The 15,652-nt window shown below is 73.1% G+C and carries 17 protein-coding genes; 3 read left to right on the top strand and 14 right to left on the bottom strand.

Annotation, left to right across the window (positions count from 1 at the left end; genetic code table 11):
• The 11 genes from AB1673_16230 to ffh all read right to left on the bottom strand — a co-directional run.
• Positions 1-191: hypothetical protein (locus AB1673_16230; protein ID MEW6155512.1), on the bottom strand; the 191-nt coding region annotated here is incomplete at its 3' end.
• On the bottom strand, positions 188-1,732 hold the full coding sequence (locus AB1673_16225) for a YifB family Mg chelatase-like AAA ATPase (protein ID MEW6155511.1): 1,545 nt from the start codon (positions 1,730-1,732) through the stop codon (positions 188-190). The genes AB1673_16230 and AB1673_16225, both read right to left, overlap by 4 nt.
• Before the next feature lie 188 nt (positions 1,733-1,920).
• The gene (locus AB1673_16220; GenBank protein MEW6155510.1) at positions 1,921-2,265 is read right to left on the bottom strand and encodes a YraN family protein; all 345 of its coding nucleotides are present in this window, start codon (positions 2,263-2,265) and stop codon (positions 1,921-1,923) included.
• Positions 2,266-2,274: 9 nt separating this feature from the next.
• Positions 2,275-2,571, bottom strand: a complete 297-nt coding sequence (locus AB1673_16215) for a DUF2469 family protein (protein ID MEW6155509.1) — start codon at positions 2,569-2,571, stop codon at positions 2,275-2,277.
• A 40-nt stretch (positions 2,572-2,611) separates the two neighbouring features.
• Entirely contained in the window at positions 2,612-3,244 is a 633-nt protein-coding gene (gene lepB, locus AB1673_16210; protein ID MEW6155508.1) for a signal peptidase I, read from the bottom strand.
• Positions 3,241-3,591: a 50S ribosomal protein L19 gene (gene rplS, locus AB1673_16205; protein MEW6155507.1), complete on the bottom strand. Its 351-nt coding sequence runs from the start codon at positions 3,589-3,591 to the stop codon at positions 3,241-3,243. The genes lepB and rplS overlap by 4 nt, the downstream gene beginning before the upstream one ends.
• A gap of 135 nt (positions 3,592-3,726) precedes the next feature.
• Positions 3,727-4,479: a tRNA (guanosine(37)-N1)-methyltransferase TrmD gene (gene trmD, locus AB1673_16200; GenBank protein ID MEW6155506.1), complete on the bottom strand. Its 753-nt coding sequence runs from the start codon at positions 4,477-4,479 to the stop codon at positions 3,727-3,729.
• Positions 4,480-4,599: 120 nt separating this feature from the next.
• Entirely contained in the window at positions 4,600-5,076 is a 477-nt protein-coding gene (gene rimM / locus AB1673_16195) for a ribosome maturation factor RimM (GenBank protein ID MEW6155505.1), read from the bottom strand.
• Positions 5,066-5,509, bottom strand: coding sequence for a KH domain-containing protein (locus AB1673_16190; GenBank protein MEW6155504.1), 444 nt, complete (start codon positions 5,507-5,509; stop codon positions 5,066-5,068). The genes rimM and AB1673_16190 overlap by 11 nt, the downstream gene beginning before the upstream one ends.
• Positions 5,506-5,814 carry a 30S ribosomal protein S16 gene (gene rpsP / locus AB1673_16185; protein MEW6155503.1) on the bottom strand — a complete coding sequence of 103 codons (309 nt, stop codon included), beginning with the start codon at positions 5,812-5,814 and terminating at the stop codon, positions 5,506-5,508. Before rpsP ends, AB1673_16190 begins: the two co-directional genes overlap by 4 nt.
• A gap of 10 nt (positions 5,815-5,824) precedes the next feature.
• Positions 5,825-7,153: a signal recognition particle protein gene (ffh, locus tag AB1673_16180; GenBank protein MEW6155502.1), complete on the bottom strand. Its 1,329-nt coding sequence runs from the start codon at positions 7,151-7,153 to the stop codon at positions 5,825-5,827.
• A 417-nt stretch (positions 7,154-7,570) separates the two neighbouring features.
• On the opposite strand from ffh, the gene AB1673_16175 reads away from it, so the two are divergent.
• Positions 7,571-9,247 carry a metallophosphoesterase gene (locus AB1673_16175; GenBank protein ID MEW6155501.1) on the top strand — a complete coding sequence of 559 codons (1,677 nt, stop codon included), beginning with the start codon at positions 7,571-7,573 and terminating at the stop codon, positions 9,245-9,247.
• 79 nt (positions 9,248-9,326) lie between these two features.
• Here the strand turns inward: AB1673_16175 and ftsY are convergent, their stop codons facing one another.
• Positions 9,327-10,574: a signal recognition particle-docking protein FtsY gene (ftsY, locus tag AB1673_16170; protein ID MEW6155500.1), complete on the bottom strand. Its 1,248-nt coding sequence runs from the start codon at positions 10,572-10,574 to the stop codon at positions 9,327-9,329.
• Between the two features lie 46 nt (positions 10,575-10,620).
• Positions 10,621-10,911 (bottom strand): hypothetical protein, encoded by a 291-nt coding sequence (locus tag AB1673_16165; GenBank protein ID MEW6155499.1) that lies wholly within the window; start codon positions 10,909-10,911, stop codon positions 10,621-10,623.
• Between the two features lie 339 nt (positions 10,912-11,250).
• On the opposite strand from AB1673_16165, the gene AB1673_16160 reads away from it, so the two are divergent.
• Both AB1673_16160 and AB1673_16155 read left to right on the top strand, forming a co-directional pair.
• On the top strand, positions 11,251-12,684 hold the full coding sequence (locus AB1673_16160) for a heme peroxidase family protein (GenBank protein MEW6155498.1): 1,434 nt from the start codon (positions 11,251-11,253) through the stop codon (positions 12,682-12,684).
• A 109-nt stretch (positions 12,685-12,793) separates the two neighbouring features.
• Entirely contained in the window at positions 12,794-14,206 is a 1,413-nt protein-coding gene (locus AB1673_16155; protein ID MEW6155497.1) for a hypothetical protein, read from the top strand.
• Between the two features lie 23 nt (positions 14,207-14,229).
• Here AB1673_16155 and AB1673_16150 read toward each other — a convergent pair.
• The coding region (locus AB1673_16150; protein MEW6155496.1) for an AAA family ATPase at positions 14,230-15,652 on the bottom strand (1,423 nt) is incomplete at its 5' end.

The raw sequence follows: 15,652 nt of genomic DNA, 5'->3' as shown, positions 1-15,652 counted from the left end.
GACGCGCCTGTGGCCCCCGCCCCGGCCCCGGAAGCCCGGCCCCCACCGCCCGCCCCGGCCGCGACCGACGACGCGCCTGTGGTCCCCGCCCCGGCCGCGGAAGCCCCGCCCCCACCGCCGGCCCCGGCCGCGACCGACGACGCGCCTGTGGTCCCCGCCCCGGCCCCGGGGGCGGGCGGGGGGGCCGTCATGCCACGGCCTCGTCGGCGATGACCTCGCCCCGGAGGCCGAGGGCCAGGCACACGTGTTCCTCACCGACGACTTCGCCCTCGCCGGCCAGGTCGGCCAGGGTGCGGGCCACCCGCCTGATCCGGTGGAGGCCACGGCCGCTGAGGGTGCCGGCCCGCAGCTTGAACTCCAGCATCGACGCGGCTGCCGGCGTCAAGGGCGCGAGCTCGTCGAGGCGGTTGGCGGGCAGCTCGGCGTTGCAGCGCACCCCCCGCTCCTGGGCGCGGGCGCGGACCTCGCCCACCCGCTCGGCGACGACCGCCGTGGTCTCACCCTCACCCCCGCCTACCAAGATGGTGGGGTCGGGCCGGGACACGACCACCCGCAGGTCGAAGCGGTCGAGGAGCGGGCCCGACAGGCGCCGGCGGTAGCGCAGGCGGGCAGCCGGGCCGCACCGGCAGCCGCCGTCGGCCCCGCCCCGCCCGCACGGGCACGGGTTGGTGGCCGCCACCAGGAGGAAGCGGGCTGGCATCTCGACGCTGCCCCGGGCCCGAGACAGGCGCACGACGCCCTCCTCCAACGGCTGGCGCAGGGAGTCGAGGACGGACGCCGGGAACTCGCCCAGCTCGTCGAGGAACAGCACGCCCGCGTGGGCCAGCGAGATCTCCCCGGGCCGCATCCACGCCGACCCCCCGCCGATGAGGGCCACGGCCGACGCCCCATGGTGAGGGGCCCGAAAGGGCGGCTGGCGGACCAGGCCACCGGCCGGCAAGCTCACACCTGCGGCCGAGTGGACGCACGTGGCCTCCAGCGCCTCGCCCGCCTCCAGCGAGGGCAGGAGCCCGGGCAGGCGACGGGCCAGCATCGTCTTGCCAGAACCAGGCGGCCCGCACAGGAGCAGGTGGTGGCCGCCGGCGGCGCACACCTCCAAGGCCGTGCGCCCCACAGGCTGGCCCCGCACGTCAGCCAGGTCGACGGCGGCCAACCCACCCGAGCCCGGCCCGCCCAGGCCCGGCCCCGACTGCCCACCGGCCGAGCGGTCGGGGGGCTCGGGCCACACCTCCTCCCCCAGCAGGCAACGCACCAGCTCGCCCACGCTCGACGCGCAGCGCACCTCGTGACGGCCCAGCAGGGCGGCCTCGTGGGCGCACGCCCGGGGCACGACCACGGTGGGTGAGGTCATCGAGCCGACCATGGGGACCACCCCGGGGACGGCCCGCAGGCTGCCGTCGAGGCCGAGCTCGCCCAGGAACGACATGCCCTCGACGGCCTGGCCCGGGACGGCGCCGTCGGCCACCAGGAGGGCGACGGCGATGGCCAGGTCGAGCCCGGGGCCGCCCTTGCGGATACCGGTGGGCGCCAGGTTGACGGTGACCCGCTTGACGGGCCACGGGAGCTGGCTCGACATCAGAGCGGCCCGCACGCGGTCGCGCGACTCGCGGCAGGCGGCGTCGGGCAGGCCGACGACCGTGAACCCCGGCAACCCGTTGGACACGTGGACCTCGACGGCCACCGGGCGCCCCTTGACGCCCAGCAGCGTGGCGGACGGCACCATTGCGATCACCGGCGGACCTCCCAACGGGCAGACGTTCCCCAGGGAGGGCCGGACCGCCGGCCTCTCGAAGCGTGGTGAGATCCTACAGGAAGGGGTGTGACAGCGTCATAGGCCGGATAGCGACTTCGCCCGCGCCGCCAGATCGGGCGCCCTGGGGAGGGTTGAAGCACCAGCCGCCTGAGACCCAGCCCGAGTGGTCAGAAGGCGCCTTCGAGCACCTCGATCTGGCCGGCCATCACCGACGCCACGTCGAAACGGATGCCGATGGCCTTCACTTCGTTCTCGGCCAGCCAGCGGGCCGCCAGCCGCCGCACCCGGTTCTGCTTGGCCCGGCCCACGGCTTCGACGGGCAGGCCGAAAGCGTCACTCGTGCGGGTCTTGACCTCGCAGAACACATAGGTCCGCCCCTGGCGCACCACCAGGTCGAGCTCGCCGTCTCGGCACCGCCAGTTGCGCACGACGACCAGGTAACCCGCGGCCTCGTACCACGCGGCCACCTGGTCTTCCCCGCTGCGGCCTAGAGACCGCCGGGCCTGGGTCACCGAGGCCCCCTACTCCGTGGACCGGACCTCTTCGACGTTGACGTCTTTGAAGGTGACCACCCGCACCGAGGCCACGAACCGGGCCGGACCGGGGCGGTAGATGTCCCACACCCAGGCGTCGTGCAGCTCGAGCTCGAGGTGGCTGCGCCCTTCGGACTCCTTGAGCTGCATGTCGACCCGGTTGGCCAGGTAGAACCGGCGCTCGGTCTCGACCACGTAGGAGAACAGCGGGAGCACGTCGCGGTACTCCTTGTAGAGCTGGAGCTCCATCTCGGTCTCGTAGCGCTCTAGGTCTTCGCTGCTCATTGCTCCACTCTACGGGTCGGGCCGGGCCAACGCCGCCGCCCTACAGAAAGGCCATGGTGGGCACGGGCCACACCCGCACCACCGCCCGGCCCACGATCGTCGACGTCTCGATGGGCCCGAACACCCGGCTGTCGGCCGAGTTCGAGCGGTTGTCCCCCATGACGAACACGGCGTTGTCGGGCACGATCACCGGAGCGAAGTCCCCGTTCGGCCCGGCCTCGGGCAGGTAGGGCTCGACCAGTTCGCGCCCGTTCACATAGATCGTCCCCCCCCGGCCCTCGACGGTCTCGCCCGGCAGGCCGATCACCCGCTTGACGAACTCGTCGGTCGACGGGGCGGCTACCCCGATGGCCTCACCCACCGACCGCACGGCCCTGGCCAGGAGGTTGGACCGGTCGGGGGGCTGGGGATGGGGCGAGTCGAAGACCACCACGTCGCCCCGCCGAGGTTCGTGCAGCCGGTAGGACAGCTTCGAGACGACGATCCGGTCGCCCACCTCCAACTGGGGCTGCATCGAACCCGACGGTATGTAGAACGCCTGGGCCACGAACGTCTTGATGCCCATGGCGATCACCAAGGCGACCGTGAGGAGGATGACCACCTCCCTCAGGAACGCGACTGCCCGGCGGGGCCGCCGCTGGTCTGCCTCGGCCGGAGGGTCGGACGCGCTCAACGCGCCGTGCGCTTCTCCTTGATCTTCGCCGCCCGGCCCACCCGGTCACGCAGGTAGTAGAGCTTGGCCCGGCGCACGTCGCCCCGGGTCACGACCTCGATGGTCGAGATGATGGGCGAGTGGACGGGGAACGTGCGCTCCACACCCACCCCGAAGCTCACCTTGCGGACCGAGAACGTCTCGCGCACCCCCGAGCCCTGCCGGCGGACGACGGCTCCCTGGAACACCTGGATGCGCTCCCGGTTGCCCTCCACCACCCGGACGTGCACCTTGAGGGTGTCACCGGGGCCGAACTCGGGCAGGTCGTCGCGAAGGGACGCACGGTCGACAAGATCTGTGGGGTTCATGGCGCGGCAGGCTCCTGCGCTTCGTCTGTGGCTTCGGCGGGTCCGCCGGGGGACCACCAGGATAGGTCAACGCGCCGGCCAGCGCCTCCCGAGACGGCCTTCCGATCGCCGGCGAGCCCGCGCAGGGCCCGCCGCTCAGGGCCCGCCGCTCAGGCCGAACTCGTCCAGCAGGCGGCGGTCGTCGGGGCTCAGGCCTCCCCGGGCTTCGATCAGGTCGGGGCGATCGGCCAGGGTCCGGGCCAGGGCCTGGGCCCGGCGCCAGCGGGCCACCCGTCCGTGGTCCCCCGAACGCAGCACCTCGGGCACCGTCCATCCCCGGAAGTCGGCCGGCCGGGTGTAGTGGGGGTACTCCAGCAGGCCGTCGCTGAAGGACTCGTCCTCGGCCGACGCGTCGTTGCCCATCACCCCTGGGACCAGGCGGGTGACGGCCTCCACGACCACGAGGGCGGCCGCCTCTCCCCCGGCCAGCACGTAGTCGCCGATGGAGAGCTCGCCGTCGCACAAGTGGTCACGAACCCGCTCGTCCACCCCCTCGTAGCGCCCGCACAGCAGGGAGAAGCCTCCCGAGCCGGCCAGTTGGGCGGCCCATGCCTGGTCGAACCGGCGGCCGCCGGGGCCCAGCAACAGCAGGGGCCGGGGTGGTCCGACGGCCTCCACCGCCCGGAAGATGGGCTCGGGGGCCAGCACCATGCCCGCCCCCCCGCCGAAGGGCGTGTCGTCGACCGAACGGTGCCGATCGGTCGTGTGATGGCGCACGTCGTGGACGTTGACCTCCACGACCCCCTTCTCCCGGGCCCGCCCCAGCAGGCTGGCCGAGAACGCCGGCTCCAGCAGTTGGGGCAGCACCGTGAACACGTCGATGCGTACGACCGGGCCCGGGCTTGGCAAGGGACTAGGCATAGCAGCGTTGGCGGTGCGCCGCTCGCCGGGGAGGGCGAAGGTGCCAGGTCATGAGGCGACGGCCCGCCTACTTCACGGTCGTCCAGGAGCCGGGGCCCGGGCCCACCGCTAGTCGAGCAGGCCGGCCGGGGGATCGATCACCACCCGGCCCGGGGACTGGGACACGACGAAGACCAGGGGCACCAGGCGTTCACCTTCGAGCACCAGCAGGTCGGAGGCGGGGTTGGCCTCCAAGGCGAGGACCGTGCCGTGGACGCGGCCGTCGGTACCCACCACCTCGGACCCGACGAGGTCGTGGGCCCACAAGGCGCCTTCTTCGTCGAGGGGCTCGGCCCGCAACGAACGGCCCCGCAGGACCTCGGCCCCGTTGCGGTCGGTCACCCCGGCGAAGGTCACCAACCACCGGCCCTGGTGAGGACGGGCGGCCAGCACCTCCATGGGCCCGGCGTCGGACTCCAGCACCGAGCCGGCCACGAACCGGGCCTCGGGCCGGTTGGTGACGGCCTCGACGGCCACCTCGCCACGCAGCCCGTGGGGCTTGACCACCACCCCGACCTCCAGGAGGCCGGGGCCCTCAGTCGACAATGTCGACGACGGTCTCCGTGCCCTCGCGGGCGCCGGCCGCACGTACGACGGTGCGGATGGCCTGGGCCACCCGGCCCCGCCGGCCGATGACCCGGCCCATGTCCGACGGGTCGACGTGCAGGCGCAGGGTCAGCGCCCGGCGGCCCTCTTCGACGTCGACCACGACCGACTCGGGGTCGTCGACCAGCGACTTGGCCACGTACTCCAACATGGCGATGGGCAGCGCCCCCGCCCGCCGGTTCCCGTCCGGGCCGTCGTCGTCCTCGTCGTCGTCGTCGTCCTCGTCCTCGTCCTCGTCGTCGTCGTCGTCGTCCTCGTCGTCGCCCAACTCGTCGTCATCGTCGAGGTCGTCGTCCGCGTCGTCGTCCAACTCGTCGTCGAACTCGCCGTCCTCGAGGTCGTCGTCGTCCTCGGCCACCGGCTGGTCGGTCACGACTGGGCCGCGGGCTCGGCAGCGGCCGCCGGAGAGGGGGCGGGGCCCGTGCCCTTGTACTGGGCCCAGGCCCCCGAGATCTCCAGGAGCTTGCGGGCGCGGTCGGTGGGCTGGGCGCCCTGGCGCAGCCACCCCACGGCCTTGTCGTTGTCGACCTTGACGGCCGACGGCTCGACCCGGGGGTCGTAGGTGCCGACGATCTCGATGAACCGGCCGTCGCGCGGCGAACGGGCGTCGGCCGCCACGAGCCGGTAGGTCGGCTGCTTCTTCTTGCCCATGCGCACGAGGCGCAGCTTGACTGCCATTCGTTCTCCTCTAGTTGAGGCCGGCCAACGAAGGAGGGCCGCCCCGACCCTTCCGGCCACCCTTGCCGAGCATCCTCATCATCTTCTGCATGTCCTTGAACTGCTTGAGCAGTTGGTTGACCTCGGAAGTGGTGTTACCGCTGCCGTTGGCCACCCGCAGGCGACGGGAACCGTTCATCAACGACGGGTCCCGGCGCTCCTCCGGGGTCATCGAACGGATGATCGCCTCAACCCTGGCGATCTCCCGGTCGTCGATCTCGGCCTTCTTCAGTTCCTTGGGTACCCCGGGAAGCATACCGACAAGGTTCTGCAGGGGCCCCATCTTCTTGATCTGCTGCATCTGCTCGAGGAAGTCCTCCAGCGTGAACTGGCCGGTCGTGAGCTTTTCGGCCGTCACCTGGGCCTGCTCGCGCTCGAACGCCTGCTCGGCCTTCTCGATCAGCGTGAGCATGTCGCCCATGCCCAAGATGCGCGACGCCATGCGGTCGGGGTGGAACGGCTCGAAGTCGGCCAGCTTCTCGCCCACCGAGGCGAAGGCGATGGGCTTGCCGATGACCTCCTTGACCGACAGGGCGGCGCCGCCCCGGGCGTCGCCGTCGAGCTTGGTGAGGATGACCCCGTCGATCTCCAGGGCGGCGTGGAACGACTCGGCCACGTTGACGGCGTCCTGGCCGGTCATGGCGTCGACCACCAAGAACGTGTAGTCGGGGCTGACGGCCTCGGAGATGGCCCGGGCCTCGTCCATCAGGTCGGCGTCGACGTGCAGGCGCCCGGCGGTGTCGACGATCAGCACGTCGCGGCCCCGGCGCTGGGCCTCGGCCAGCCCCGCCTTGGCCACCATGACCGGGTCGGTCGGCTCGGAGAAGACGGGTACCCCCACCTGGCCGGCCAGCACCGTGAGCTGCTGCACGGCCGCCGGGCGCTGGAGGTCGGCCCCCACCAGCATGGGGTGGCGGCCCTGCTGGCGGAACCAGCGGGCCAGCTTGCCGGCGGTGGTCGTCTTGCCCGACCCCTGCAGGCCGGCCAGCATGACCACCGTCGGCGGCCGGGAGGCGTAGGTGATCCGCAGGGTCTGGCCCCCCAGGATGTTGACCAGTTCCTGGTTGACGATCTTGACGACCTGCTGGGCGGGCGTGAGGCTGGCCGACAGGTCGGCCCCGATGCACTGCTCGCGGATGCGGTCGACCATGGCCTTGACGACCTTGAAGTTGACGTCGGCCTCCAGCAGGGCCAGGCGGATCTCCCGCAGGATCTCCTCGACGTCCTTCTCCCCCAGCCGCCCCCGCCCCCGGACGCGCTTGAAGATGGTCTCGAACCGCTCGCTCAACGAGTCGAACATGGCCCGACCAGGGTAGCGGCCGCCCTGACAACACCCGGCCCACCGCGCCTACACGACGATTGAGTAAAATTGAACCTCTCCGGTACATTTTTACTCACTCTCGTTCGTCTCCGTTTCTGACGTACGCGTGGCGCGCCACCCGCCTGCTGCGACATGGATAGGAGGTGTCTGCGCCCTCGTACCCCGCCCCGCGAGTGGAAGGCGGAAAGCCACGGGTGCTCGGTGCACGCCCGAAGTCACCCGACCGGCCGGCCGGCGGCGGTTGACGGCTGCGGTCTCGTAGGCGCCGTACCGGGGCCATACCGCGCCCCTACAATGGCCCGGCGGCCACCCCCGTCGCCTTCCTACCGCCGAGGAGGTGGCATGCCCGAGGCTCGACCAGACGAGAGGTCGCCGCGCCCCTCCGCCCCCCCGACGTTGGTCCGCCCTCGCCACGACGGCGAGCTGGGGTTCGTGCGCCGGCCGATGGTGCGCTGGCTCGACCCCCACCAACTGCTGGGCACGGCCGCCCGGGTGGTGGCCTCGGGCTTCACCACGTCCTACACCGACAGCCGCGAGCTCCAGGTCCACATGGCCGCCGAGGTGTACGACCGCTCGGCCGGCGACGAGCTGTGGTTCGACTACGTCGCCGACCTGGGCGACGGGTGGAACTCGACCTACACGGTCGCCTGGCTCCTGTCCCAGGACCACATTGACGTGGAGCTCGACGGCCAGGCTCACCACCTTCCCCGGGGCCCCTTGCTGGTGATGGGCGGCGACCAGGTGTACCCCGTCCCCACCCGCACCCAGTACGAGAACCGCCTGCTCGGGCCCTACCGGGCGGCGCTGCCGTGCCCGCCCCCGGGCCGGCCCCCCGAGCTGCTCGCCATCCCCGGCAGCCACGACTGGTACGACGGGCTGGTCAACTTCGTCAACGTGTTCTGCCGCCGCCGCCCTATCGGGGGCCGCCAGACCATCCAGAGCCGGAGCTACTTCGCCGTCCGGCTCCCCCATCGGTGGTGGCTCTGGGGGATCGACACCCAGTTCGGGGACTTCCTCGACGAGTCCCAGTTGGCGTACTTCGCCGAGGCCGCCCAGGAGATGGCGGACGGCGACCAGGTCGTGGTCTGCATGGCCAAGGAGGTCGAGAGCGGCCGGCGCAGCTCCGAGGTGTGCTCGGACCGGACGCTGGCTTACCTCGAGCGCGAGGTCGTGGCCCCCGCCGGGGGACGGGTCACGCTCTACCTCAAGAGCGGCCGCCACCACTACTGCCGCTACGCCGAGGCGGGCGGCGAGCGCCACCTGGTCACGGCCGGCGGCGGCGGCTCGTTCCTGCATCCCACCCACGGGCTGGCCGAGACGGTCGAGCCACCGGGCGACAACGGGGGCCGTGCCTTCGCAAAGGCGGCCGTCTACCCGTCGGAGGCCTTCTCCCGCCGCCTGCGCAAGCGGGTGTGGCTGCTGCCGGCTTACAACCTGCCCCTGGCCGCCGCCCTGGGCGCGGTGCAGGTGCTGGTGGTGTTCATGCTCAACCTCCACCTGTCCGACGCCCACCAGGGCGTCGGGTTCGCCGACCTGGTGCGGGCGCTGTGGCAGAGCCCCTCGGCCTTCCTGCTCATCGTGTCGGTCATCGCCTTGTTCGGGGCTATGATCCGCCTGGCCCACGACGCCCGGGGCCTGCCCAGGGTCGTCATCGCCCTCGGCCACTCAGCCCTGCAGACGGGCGGTCTGGCCCTGGTCATCGTGGTCGCCTCGGCGCTGGCATCGCCCTTCGACGGGGCCCCTTCGCTGCTCGCCTTCCTGGCCCTGGTGTGGGTGTTCGGCGGGGTCGGCGGCGTACTGGGTGTCTCCGCCTACCTGTGGGCCACCAACCACATGGGCTTTCACGCCAACGAGGCCTTCGCCCCGCTCCACCACGCCGACCAGAAGAACTTCCTGCGGCTCCACGTCGGCCCGAGCGGCGACCTGACCGTCTACCCCATCGGGGTGGAGCGCGCCGGCCGCCGGTGGCGCTTCGACCCCGGGGCCGAGCCCCACGCCCCGTGGCTCGTGCCCGACGGCCGGGCGCCGGCGCCGCACCTCGTCGAGGCGCCCATCGTCCTCGAGCGCCGGTAACGGCTCGGGGCCGTGCAGGTTGCGGTGTGGCAATCGCGCCAGTTGTGGCGCGTTTCGTACACCGGTTCGGCGAGCTCGGTCAGTTGAACAGGGCTTCGACGAACTCGTCGGGGTCGAACGCCACGAGGTCGGCGGCCGACTCGCCCAGGCCCACGAGCTTGATGGGGATGCCGAGGTCGGTCTGGATGGCCAGGGCGATGCCGCCCTTGGCCGTGCCGTCGAGCTTGGTGAGCACGACGCCCGTGACCTCGACGGCCTCGGTGAACTGGCGGGCCTGGGTGAGCCCGTTCTGGCCGGTGGTGGCGTCTATCACCAGCAGGACCTCGGTGACCCGGCCCGGGGGCTTGTCGGCCACCCGGCGCACCTTGCGCAGCTCCTCCATGAGGTTGACCTTGGTGTGCAGGCGCCCGGCGGTGTCGGCCAGAACCAGGTCGACGTGGCGGGCGGCGGCCCGCTCCACGGCGTCGAACACCACCGACCCGGGGTCGCCACCCTCGGCCCCCCGCACCAGCTGCGCCCCGACCCGGCGGGACCACAGTTCGAGCTGTTCGGCGGCCGCCGCCCGGAACGTGTCACCCGCGGCCATGATCACCGACCGTCCCTCGGACACCTGCTGGGCGCCGACTTTTCCGATGGTGGTCGTCTTGCCCACCCCGTTGACCCCCACGAACAGCCACACGTTGGGTACCCCGGGCTCGTAGCGCAGGGTGCGGTCGGCCACCACCAGCGACTTCTTGAGGTCAGCCTTGAGCGCCTCGACCAGCTCGGTGGGGCTGATGATGCCCTCCCGCTTCACCCGTCCCTTCAGCTCGTCGAGCATCGACGACGCCATCTTGACGCCCACGTCGGCCCGCACCAGGGCCTCCTCGAGGTCGTCCCACGTCTCGTCGTCGATCTTCTCCTTGGACCGGACCGAGCCCAGGTAGCCGGCCAGCAGCGAACGGGCCTTACCCAACCGGTCGCGGAACCGGGGCCGGACCGGGGCCTCGACCTCCGCGTCCGGCTCCTCCTCAGGGACGGCCTCCAGGCCGGGCGCGGGCGCCGGGCTCTCCTCCTCGGGCTCGGGCTGGGGCTGGGCCGCGGCCAGCAGGGCCTCGGCCTCGGCCACCACCTCGGCGGCCTGGCGTTCGAGCTCCTCGGCGGACGGGCCACCACCCCGGGCGCGCTCGCGCTTGGGCGGGGCGGCCCGGCCGGGGGCGACCTTCTTGGGCGGGGCCGGCGGTGGCTCCAGGTCGCCCTTGGCTCGGCGGCGGGGCCGGGACGCGATCGCGGCCGCGATCAGGCCCGTGATGACGAGGGTGACGACCATCAGGATTACGAGCTCCATCGCCCGTACACGCTACTGAGTCAGAGGGGCCTGCCCCTCGGCCCCCTCAGCGGTCCCCGAGCAGGTCGAGAGGGCCCGAAAGGCGGATCTGGCGGACGGCCCGCTGGTCGGACAGCAGGCTCACCTGCTCGGGCGAGAGGTCGGCTGTCGCCACCGCCCCCTGGCGGGAACCCGGGCCCAGCCCCAGCCCGGCCAGGGCGGCCAGCTCGTCGTCGGCCACGTCAGGGTTCAGGTGCACGAACACCGCCAGCCGAGGGCCGGCGACGTCTCCCAGGGACCGTTCGCCACCGGCCTGCGCGTCCCCACCGCTCGCTCCCCCGCCAGCACGACCCCGCACGGCGACCGGACCGGGGCCGGGGCCGGCCGCTGGTCCCGAGCCGGAGCCGGGGCTGGGGGCGCCGGTTCCGGGGGCGGGGCCGGAGCCGGAGCCGGGGCCAGCCGTTCCCGGGTCAGGGCCGGGGCTGGGGGCGCCGGTTCCGGGGCCGGGGCCGGAGCCGGGGCCGGGGCCAGCCGTTCCGGGGTCAGGGCCGGGGGGGCGGGTGGCCAGGCGGGCCAGGGCCGAGGCCAGCGCGGGGTCGAGTTTGCGGTAGTCCATGCCCAAGCTCGACGGTACCGCCCGGCCCGGTCGGGGCGGCGCGGCCTGTGCGACAATGCCCGGGCGGGAGGCGGTGAGGGCGTGGACGAAGGGTTCCCAGCCGAGGCGGACGGGGCCGAGGTGTACGACCACCACGGGGCGGCCGCGCCGCGGGGGGCGGACCACGTCGTGCGGTCCAGTTCCGCGGAGGGCCGTTTCGGGCGCCTGTTCCGTACGCTCCCCCCGCTGCGGTCGACCGACGCCGAGCTGGGCACCCTGGCCGTGAAGATGGTGGCCCCGGCCGGCCAGGCGTCGTCGCCCGAGGGCGACAACCCGGCCATCCCCTCGGGGTACACCTACCTGGGCCAGTTCGTCGACCACGACATCACGTTCGACCCGGCGTCGGTCCTCGAACGCGACAACGACCCCGACGCCCTGTCCACGTTCCGCACCCCCCGGTTCGACCTCGACTCGTTGTATGGGGGTGGGCGGCGCCAGACGCCGTTCCTCTACGACGAGGAGGACCCGGCCAAGCTGCTGGTGGGCACCAACACCGGCCCCCACACCGACCCCGCCGACCTGCCCCGCAACCAGCAGGGCCGGGCGCTGATCGGCGACCCCCGCAACGACGTGCACGTGATCGTGGCCCAGCTCCACCTGGCATTCGTGCGGTTCCACAACGCGGTCGTCGACCACCTGCGAGGGCGGTTCTTCCCCGGGCCCGAGCTGGAGGACGAGGCCCGCCGCCTCACCTGCTGGCACTACCAGTGGATCGTGCTCAACGACTTCCTGCGCCGCCTGGTCGGGCCCGACGTGCTCGACGAGGTGCTGGTACGCGACCCCCGCACCGGAGGCCTGCGGGCCGACCTGCGCTTCTACTCGTGGCGGCGCAAGCCGTGGGTGCCCGTCGAGTTCTCGGCCGCGGCCTACCGGTTCGGCCACTCGATGGTCCGCTCCGACTACGTGCTCAACCGCGAGCTCGAACCGATCGCCATGTTCTCGCCGGCCATGACGCCCCACCCGCTCCAGCACCTCGGCGGCTTCCGGCCGCTACCCGAGAAGTGGACGCTGGACTGGTCGTTCTTCTTCCCCCTGGCCCCGACCCCACCCCAGCCGAGCCGCAAGATCGACACCCACCTGGCCCCGCCCCTCCATCACCTGCCCACGAGCGTCGACGGGCCCCGGCGCTCGCTCGCGCTGCTCAACCTGCTGCGGGGCCGGGCGCTGCAACTGCCGTCGGGCCAGGCGGTGGCGGCCGCCATGGGCACGTCGGTCCCCGACGCCGAGCTGGGCGTGGGCCCGGGCGAGACGCCCCTCTACTTCTGGCTCCTGAAGGAGGCCGAGGTGGTCGGAGAGGGGCTCCGCCTGGGCCCCACAGGCGGGCGGATCGTGGCCGAGGTGTTGGTCGGCATGCTCGAGGGTGACCCCTCGTCGTTCCTGCGCAAGGCGCCCGCGTGGCGGCCCGAACTGCCGGCGGCCACGCCTGGGGACTTCACCATGGCCGACCTGCTCCGCTTCGCGGGCGTGGCCGGATGACCCAGGGGTACCCTCGCCCGGTGCCGGGGGATCAGATGTCCCCGGACCGGCGGGCGCCGGAGCGGGCAGGCGGGTGGACGTCGCGGTGAAGTAGGCAGGAGGGGATCGGATGGATGATGCGGGGCGGTTAGCGCGGGCCGCGGCCGACAAGGCCGAGGCCGAGGCCCGGTCGGCCCAGGCGGCCGCGGCCAAGGCCGAGCATGAGGCCGCCGCCCTGGCGGGCGAACCCGCCCGTCTCAAGCGGGAGGCCGAGGCCCGCAAGGCCCAGGCCGACGCCGACAAGGCGGCGGCCGACGCCCGGGCCGCGCAGGTGGCGGGGTTCGTGCCCGACCTGAGCAAAGTCGAGGGCGGGACGACCGATGTCAAGGGCGACAAGGCGGTCTTCAGTTCGGTGTTGGCCCACCGGGCCCTGACCACGGCAGCCGCCGAACTGGCCGAGGACGTCGAACGCCACCTCGTGCGCGACGAACCCGTCCTGCTCACGACCGACCCCGACCTGGTGGCTTCCGACGCCCCCTACGTCGAGGTGGCCAACGGGCTCGCCTACCTCACGGCGGCCGCCGACAAGCTGCTGAGCGCCCGGCCGGCCAAGTCGGCCAAGTCGGCCAGGTCGGCCGCCCCGGCCCAGGCCGGTATCGGCCCCTGGGCCACGGGCGCGGCCACTCCCTCCGCCTCGGTGGCTGCGGCCGCTGCCGGGGTGGCCACGGCGGTGGCCGCCGCCGTCCCCCAGGTGCTGTCGCTGGTCTCGCCCAAGCGGTCGGTGTCGAGCTCGGCTGCGACTGTCGACGACACCGCGGCTATTGCCCTGGTCGCACGCGAGCTGACCAGGCGCAACCGCCCCGTCCGCCTCGACGACTTCCGGCTCGTACCGCAGGGCGAACTGTTCCGCCGGGAAGCCCGCCTGCGCGAGCGCCGGTCCCAACTGGCCGACCTACGGGCCACCGTCGAGCACGAGAGGGCGGACCACGACCAGGCCCGAGCGGCCGACCAGGCCCGAGCCGACCAGTTGACCCGCCAGCTCGACAGCCCCGAGGCCACCACCACAAACGACGACCGCCGGCGCTGGGAGGACGAACGTTCGCTGGCCCGCCACGGTCGGGACGACGCGGCCGACAAGGCCAAGGACGGCTCGGTCGAGCGGGCGGCCGTCGACGCCCTCCTCACCTCGATCGACGCCTTCCTGGTGACCATCCACGCCGTCCCGGCTGGGGGCGACCGTTCGCCCATCGTGCTCGCCTCCCTGCGCGAAGGTCTGCGGGGCCAGGGCGGGACCTCGCCGGAGATCTCGCGCGTCCTCTTCCTCAAAGCGGCCGCCGGCTCGGTCGACCAGCTCTTCTCCGACCGCCCCATGTGGCTCGACGACAAGCTCCACACGGTGGCGTCGGTCAGCGTGTCCTACTGGCTGGTCGACGTGGCCACCAGCAACGTCCTGGCCGCGGGCGTCACGTCCGGGGCGGCCGAGCTGAAGGTGCGCATCGGCGAGTCCTTCCGCATCGACACCGGCGGCACCCCCAGCCGCTAGCCGCCCGGCTGGACTAGGCCGTACTAGGCCGTGGTCGTGACCCGTTCGGAGAGGACGCGCGACGAGCCGCCGGGGGCCATGGTGACGCCGAACAGGCAGTCGGCGGCCTCCATGGTGCGCTTCTGGTGGGATACGACCACGAGCTGGGCCTCGGCCCGGAACTCGTCGAGCAGGCGCAGGAACCGGTGGAGGTTGACGTCGTCGAGGGCGGCCTCGACCTCGTCGAGCAGGTAGAAGGGCGACGGGCGGCTGCGGAACACGGCGAACAGGAAGGCCATGGCGCACAGCGAACGTTCGCCGCCCGACAGCAGCGACAGCTTGCGGGCGCTCTTGCCCCCGGGCCGGGCCTCGATCTCGACCCCCGACTCCAAGATGTGCTCGGGGTCGGTCAGCCGCAACCTCCCCTCGCCGCCCGGGAAGAGGGTCTCGAAGAGAGAGACGAAGTTCTCGGCCACGTCGGCGTAGGCGGCTGCCAGCAGCCCGGTCATCTCCGCCTCCACCGAGCGGATGACCCGCGCCAGGTCACGGCGGGTCGTCTTCACGTCGTCGATCTCGGTCGTGAGGAACTCCTCCCGCTCCCGCAGGGCCGTCAGCTCCTCGACGGCCAGCGGGTTCACCGGCCCCAGCAGGCGGATCTCCCGCTCGACCTCCCGGGCGCGGGTACCGGCGCTGGTGCCCGCGGGCAGCGGTGGGCACTCGGCCGCCATGGCCTGCTCGGGCTCGCAGTCGAGGTCGCGGCGCAGGGCCTCCACGGCCGTCTCCAGGCGCAGCCGGGTCTCGGCCCCCTCGATCTCGGTCCGGCGGGCGGCTGCCCGGCACTCCTCCAGGGAACGCTCGGTGTCCGCCCGCAGTTGGCGGGCCGAAGCCAGCCGGGCCGACAGCTCGCGAGTGGCGGCCGCCCGGCGCCGGCGACGTTCTTCGAGGTCGGCCAGGTGCTCGTCGATGGTGGACGACACTGCCTCCACGGCCGCCGACAGCCGCCGGACGTGGGTCAGGTCGGTGCGGCTGCGCCCGGCGCGTACCTCGGCCTGGCTGCGGGCCGCCCGCAGGGCCTCCATGCGTGCCTCCCCGTCGCGGAGGCGGCCGCGCAGGTCGGCCTGGCGGGCGGCCAGAGCGTCGGACTGGGCCGTGATCTGCGCCCGCCGGGCGGCCAGGGCCTGGCCCTCCCAGGCCACGTCGTCGCGTTCGGTGTCGAGGTCGGCGGGGACGCCGTCGCCGGTACTCCCAGGGGCCTCGGGGGCGGCGAGGGGCAGCGACAGTTGGCTGTCGAGGTTGGCGGCCCGCTTCTCGTCCTCGCTCACCCGGGCGGCCACCGAGGCCCGCTGGGCCCGCTCGGTGGCGGCCGCCGCCTGGGCCTGGCGCAGGTCGGCCTCGGCCGCGGCCAGGGTGGCGGCGCCCGTCGCCATCGCCTCGCGGCACACCTCGGCCGCGGCCGCCTGCTCGTCG

The sequence above is a fragment of the Actinomycetota bacterium genome (assembly GCA_040754375.1).
Classification (GTDB): domain Bacteria; phylum Actinomycetota; class Acidimicrobiia; order Acidimicrobiales; family AC-14; genus JBFMCT01.
The sequence above is the reverse complement of the archived record's forward strand: the minus strand, read 5'-3'. Positions and strand labels throughout refer to the sequence as shown.

Excerpts from the sequence above, each read along its gene's own strand:
- AB1673_16215 (MEW6155509.1), bottom strand. The coding sequence starts at position 2,571 with ATGAGCAGCGAAGACCTAGAGCGCTACGAGACCGAGATGGAGCTCCAG.
- rplS (MEW6155507.1), bottom strand. The coding sequence starts at position 3,591 with ATGAACCCCACAGATCTTGTCGACCGTGCGTCCCTTCGCGACGACCTG.
- rpsP (MEW6155503.1), bottom strand. The coding sequence starts at position 5,814 with ATGGCAGTCAAGCTGCGCCTCGTGCGCATGGGCAAGAAGAAGCAGCCG.
- ffh (MEW6155502.1), bottom strand. The coding sequence starts at position 7,153 with ATGTTCGACTCGTTGAGCGAGCGGTTCGAGACCATCTTCAAGCGCGTC.
- ftsY (MEW6155500.1), bottom strand. The coding sequence starts at position 10,574 with ATGGAGCTCGTAATCCTGATGGTCGTCACCCTCGTCATCACGGGCCTG.
- AB1673_16155 (MEW6155497.1), top strand. The coding sequence starts at position 12,794 with ATGGATGATGCGGGGCGGTTAGCGCGGGCCGCGGCCGACAAGGCCGAG.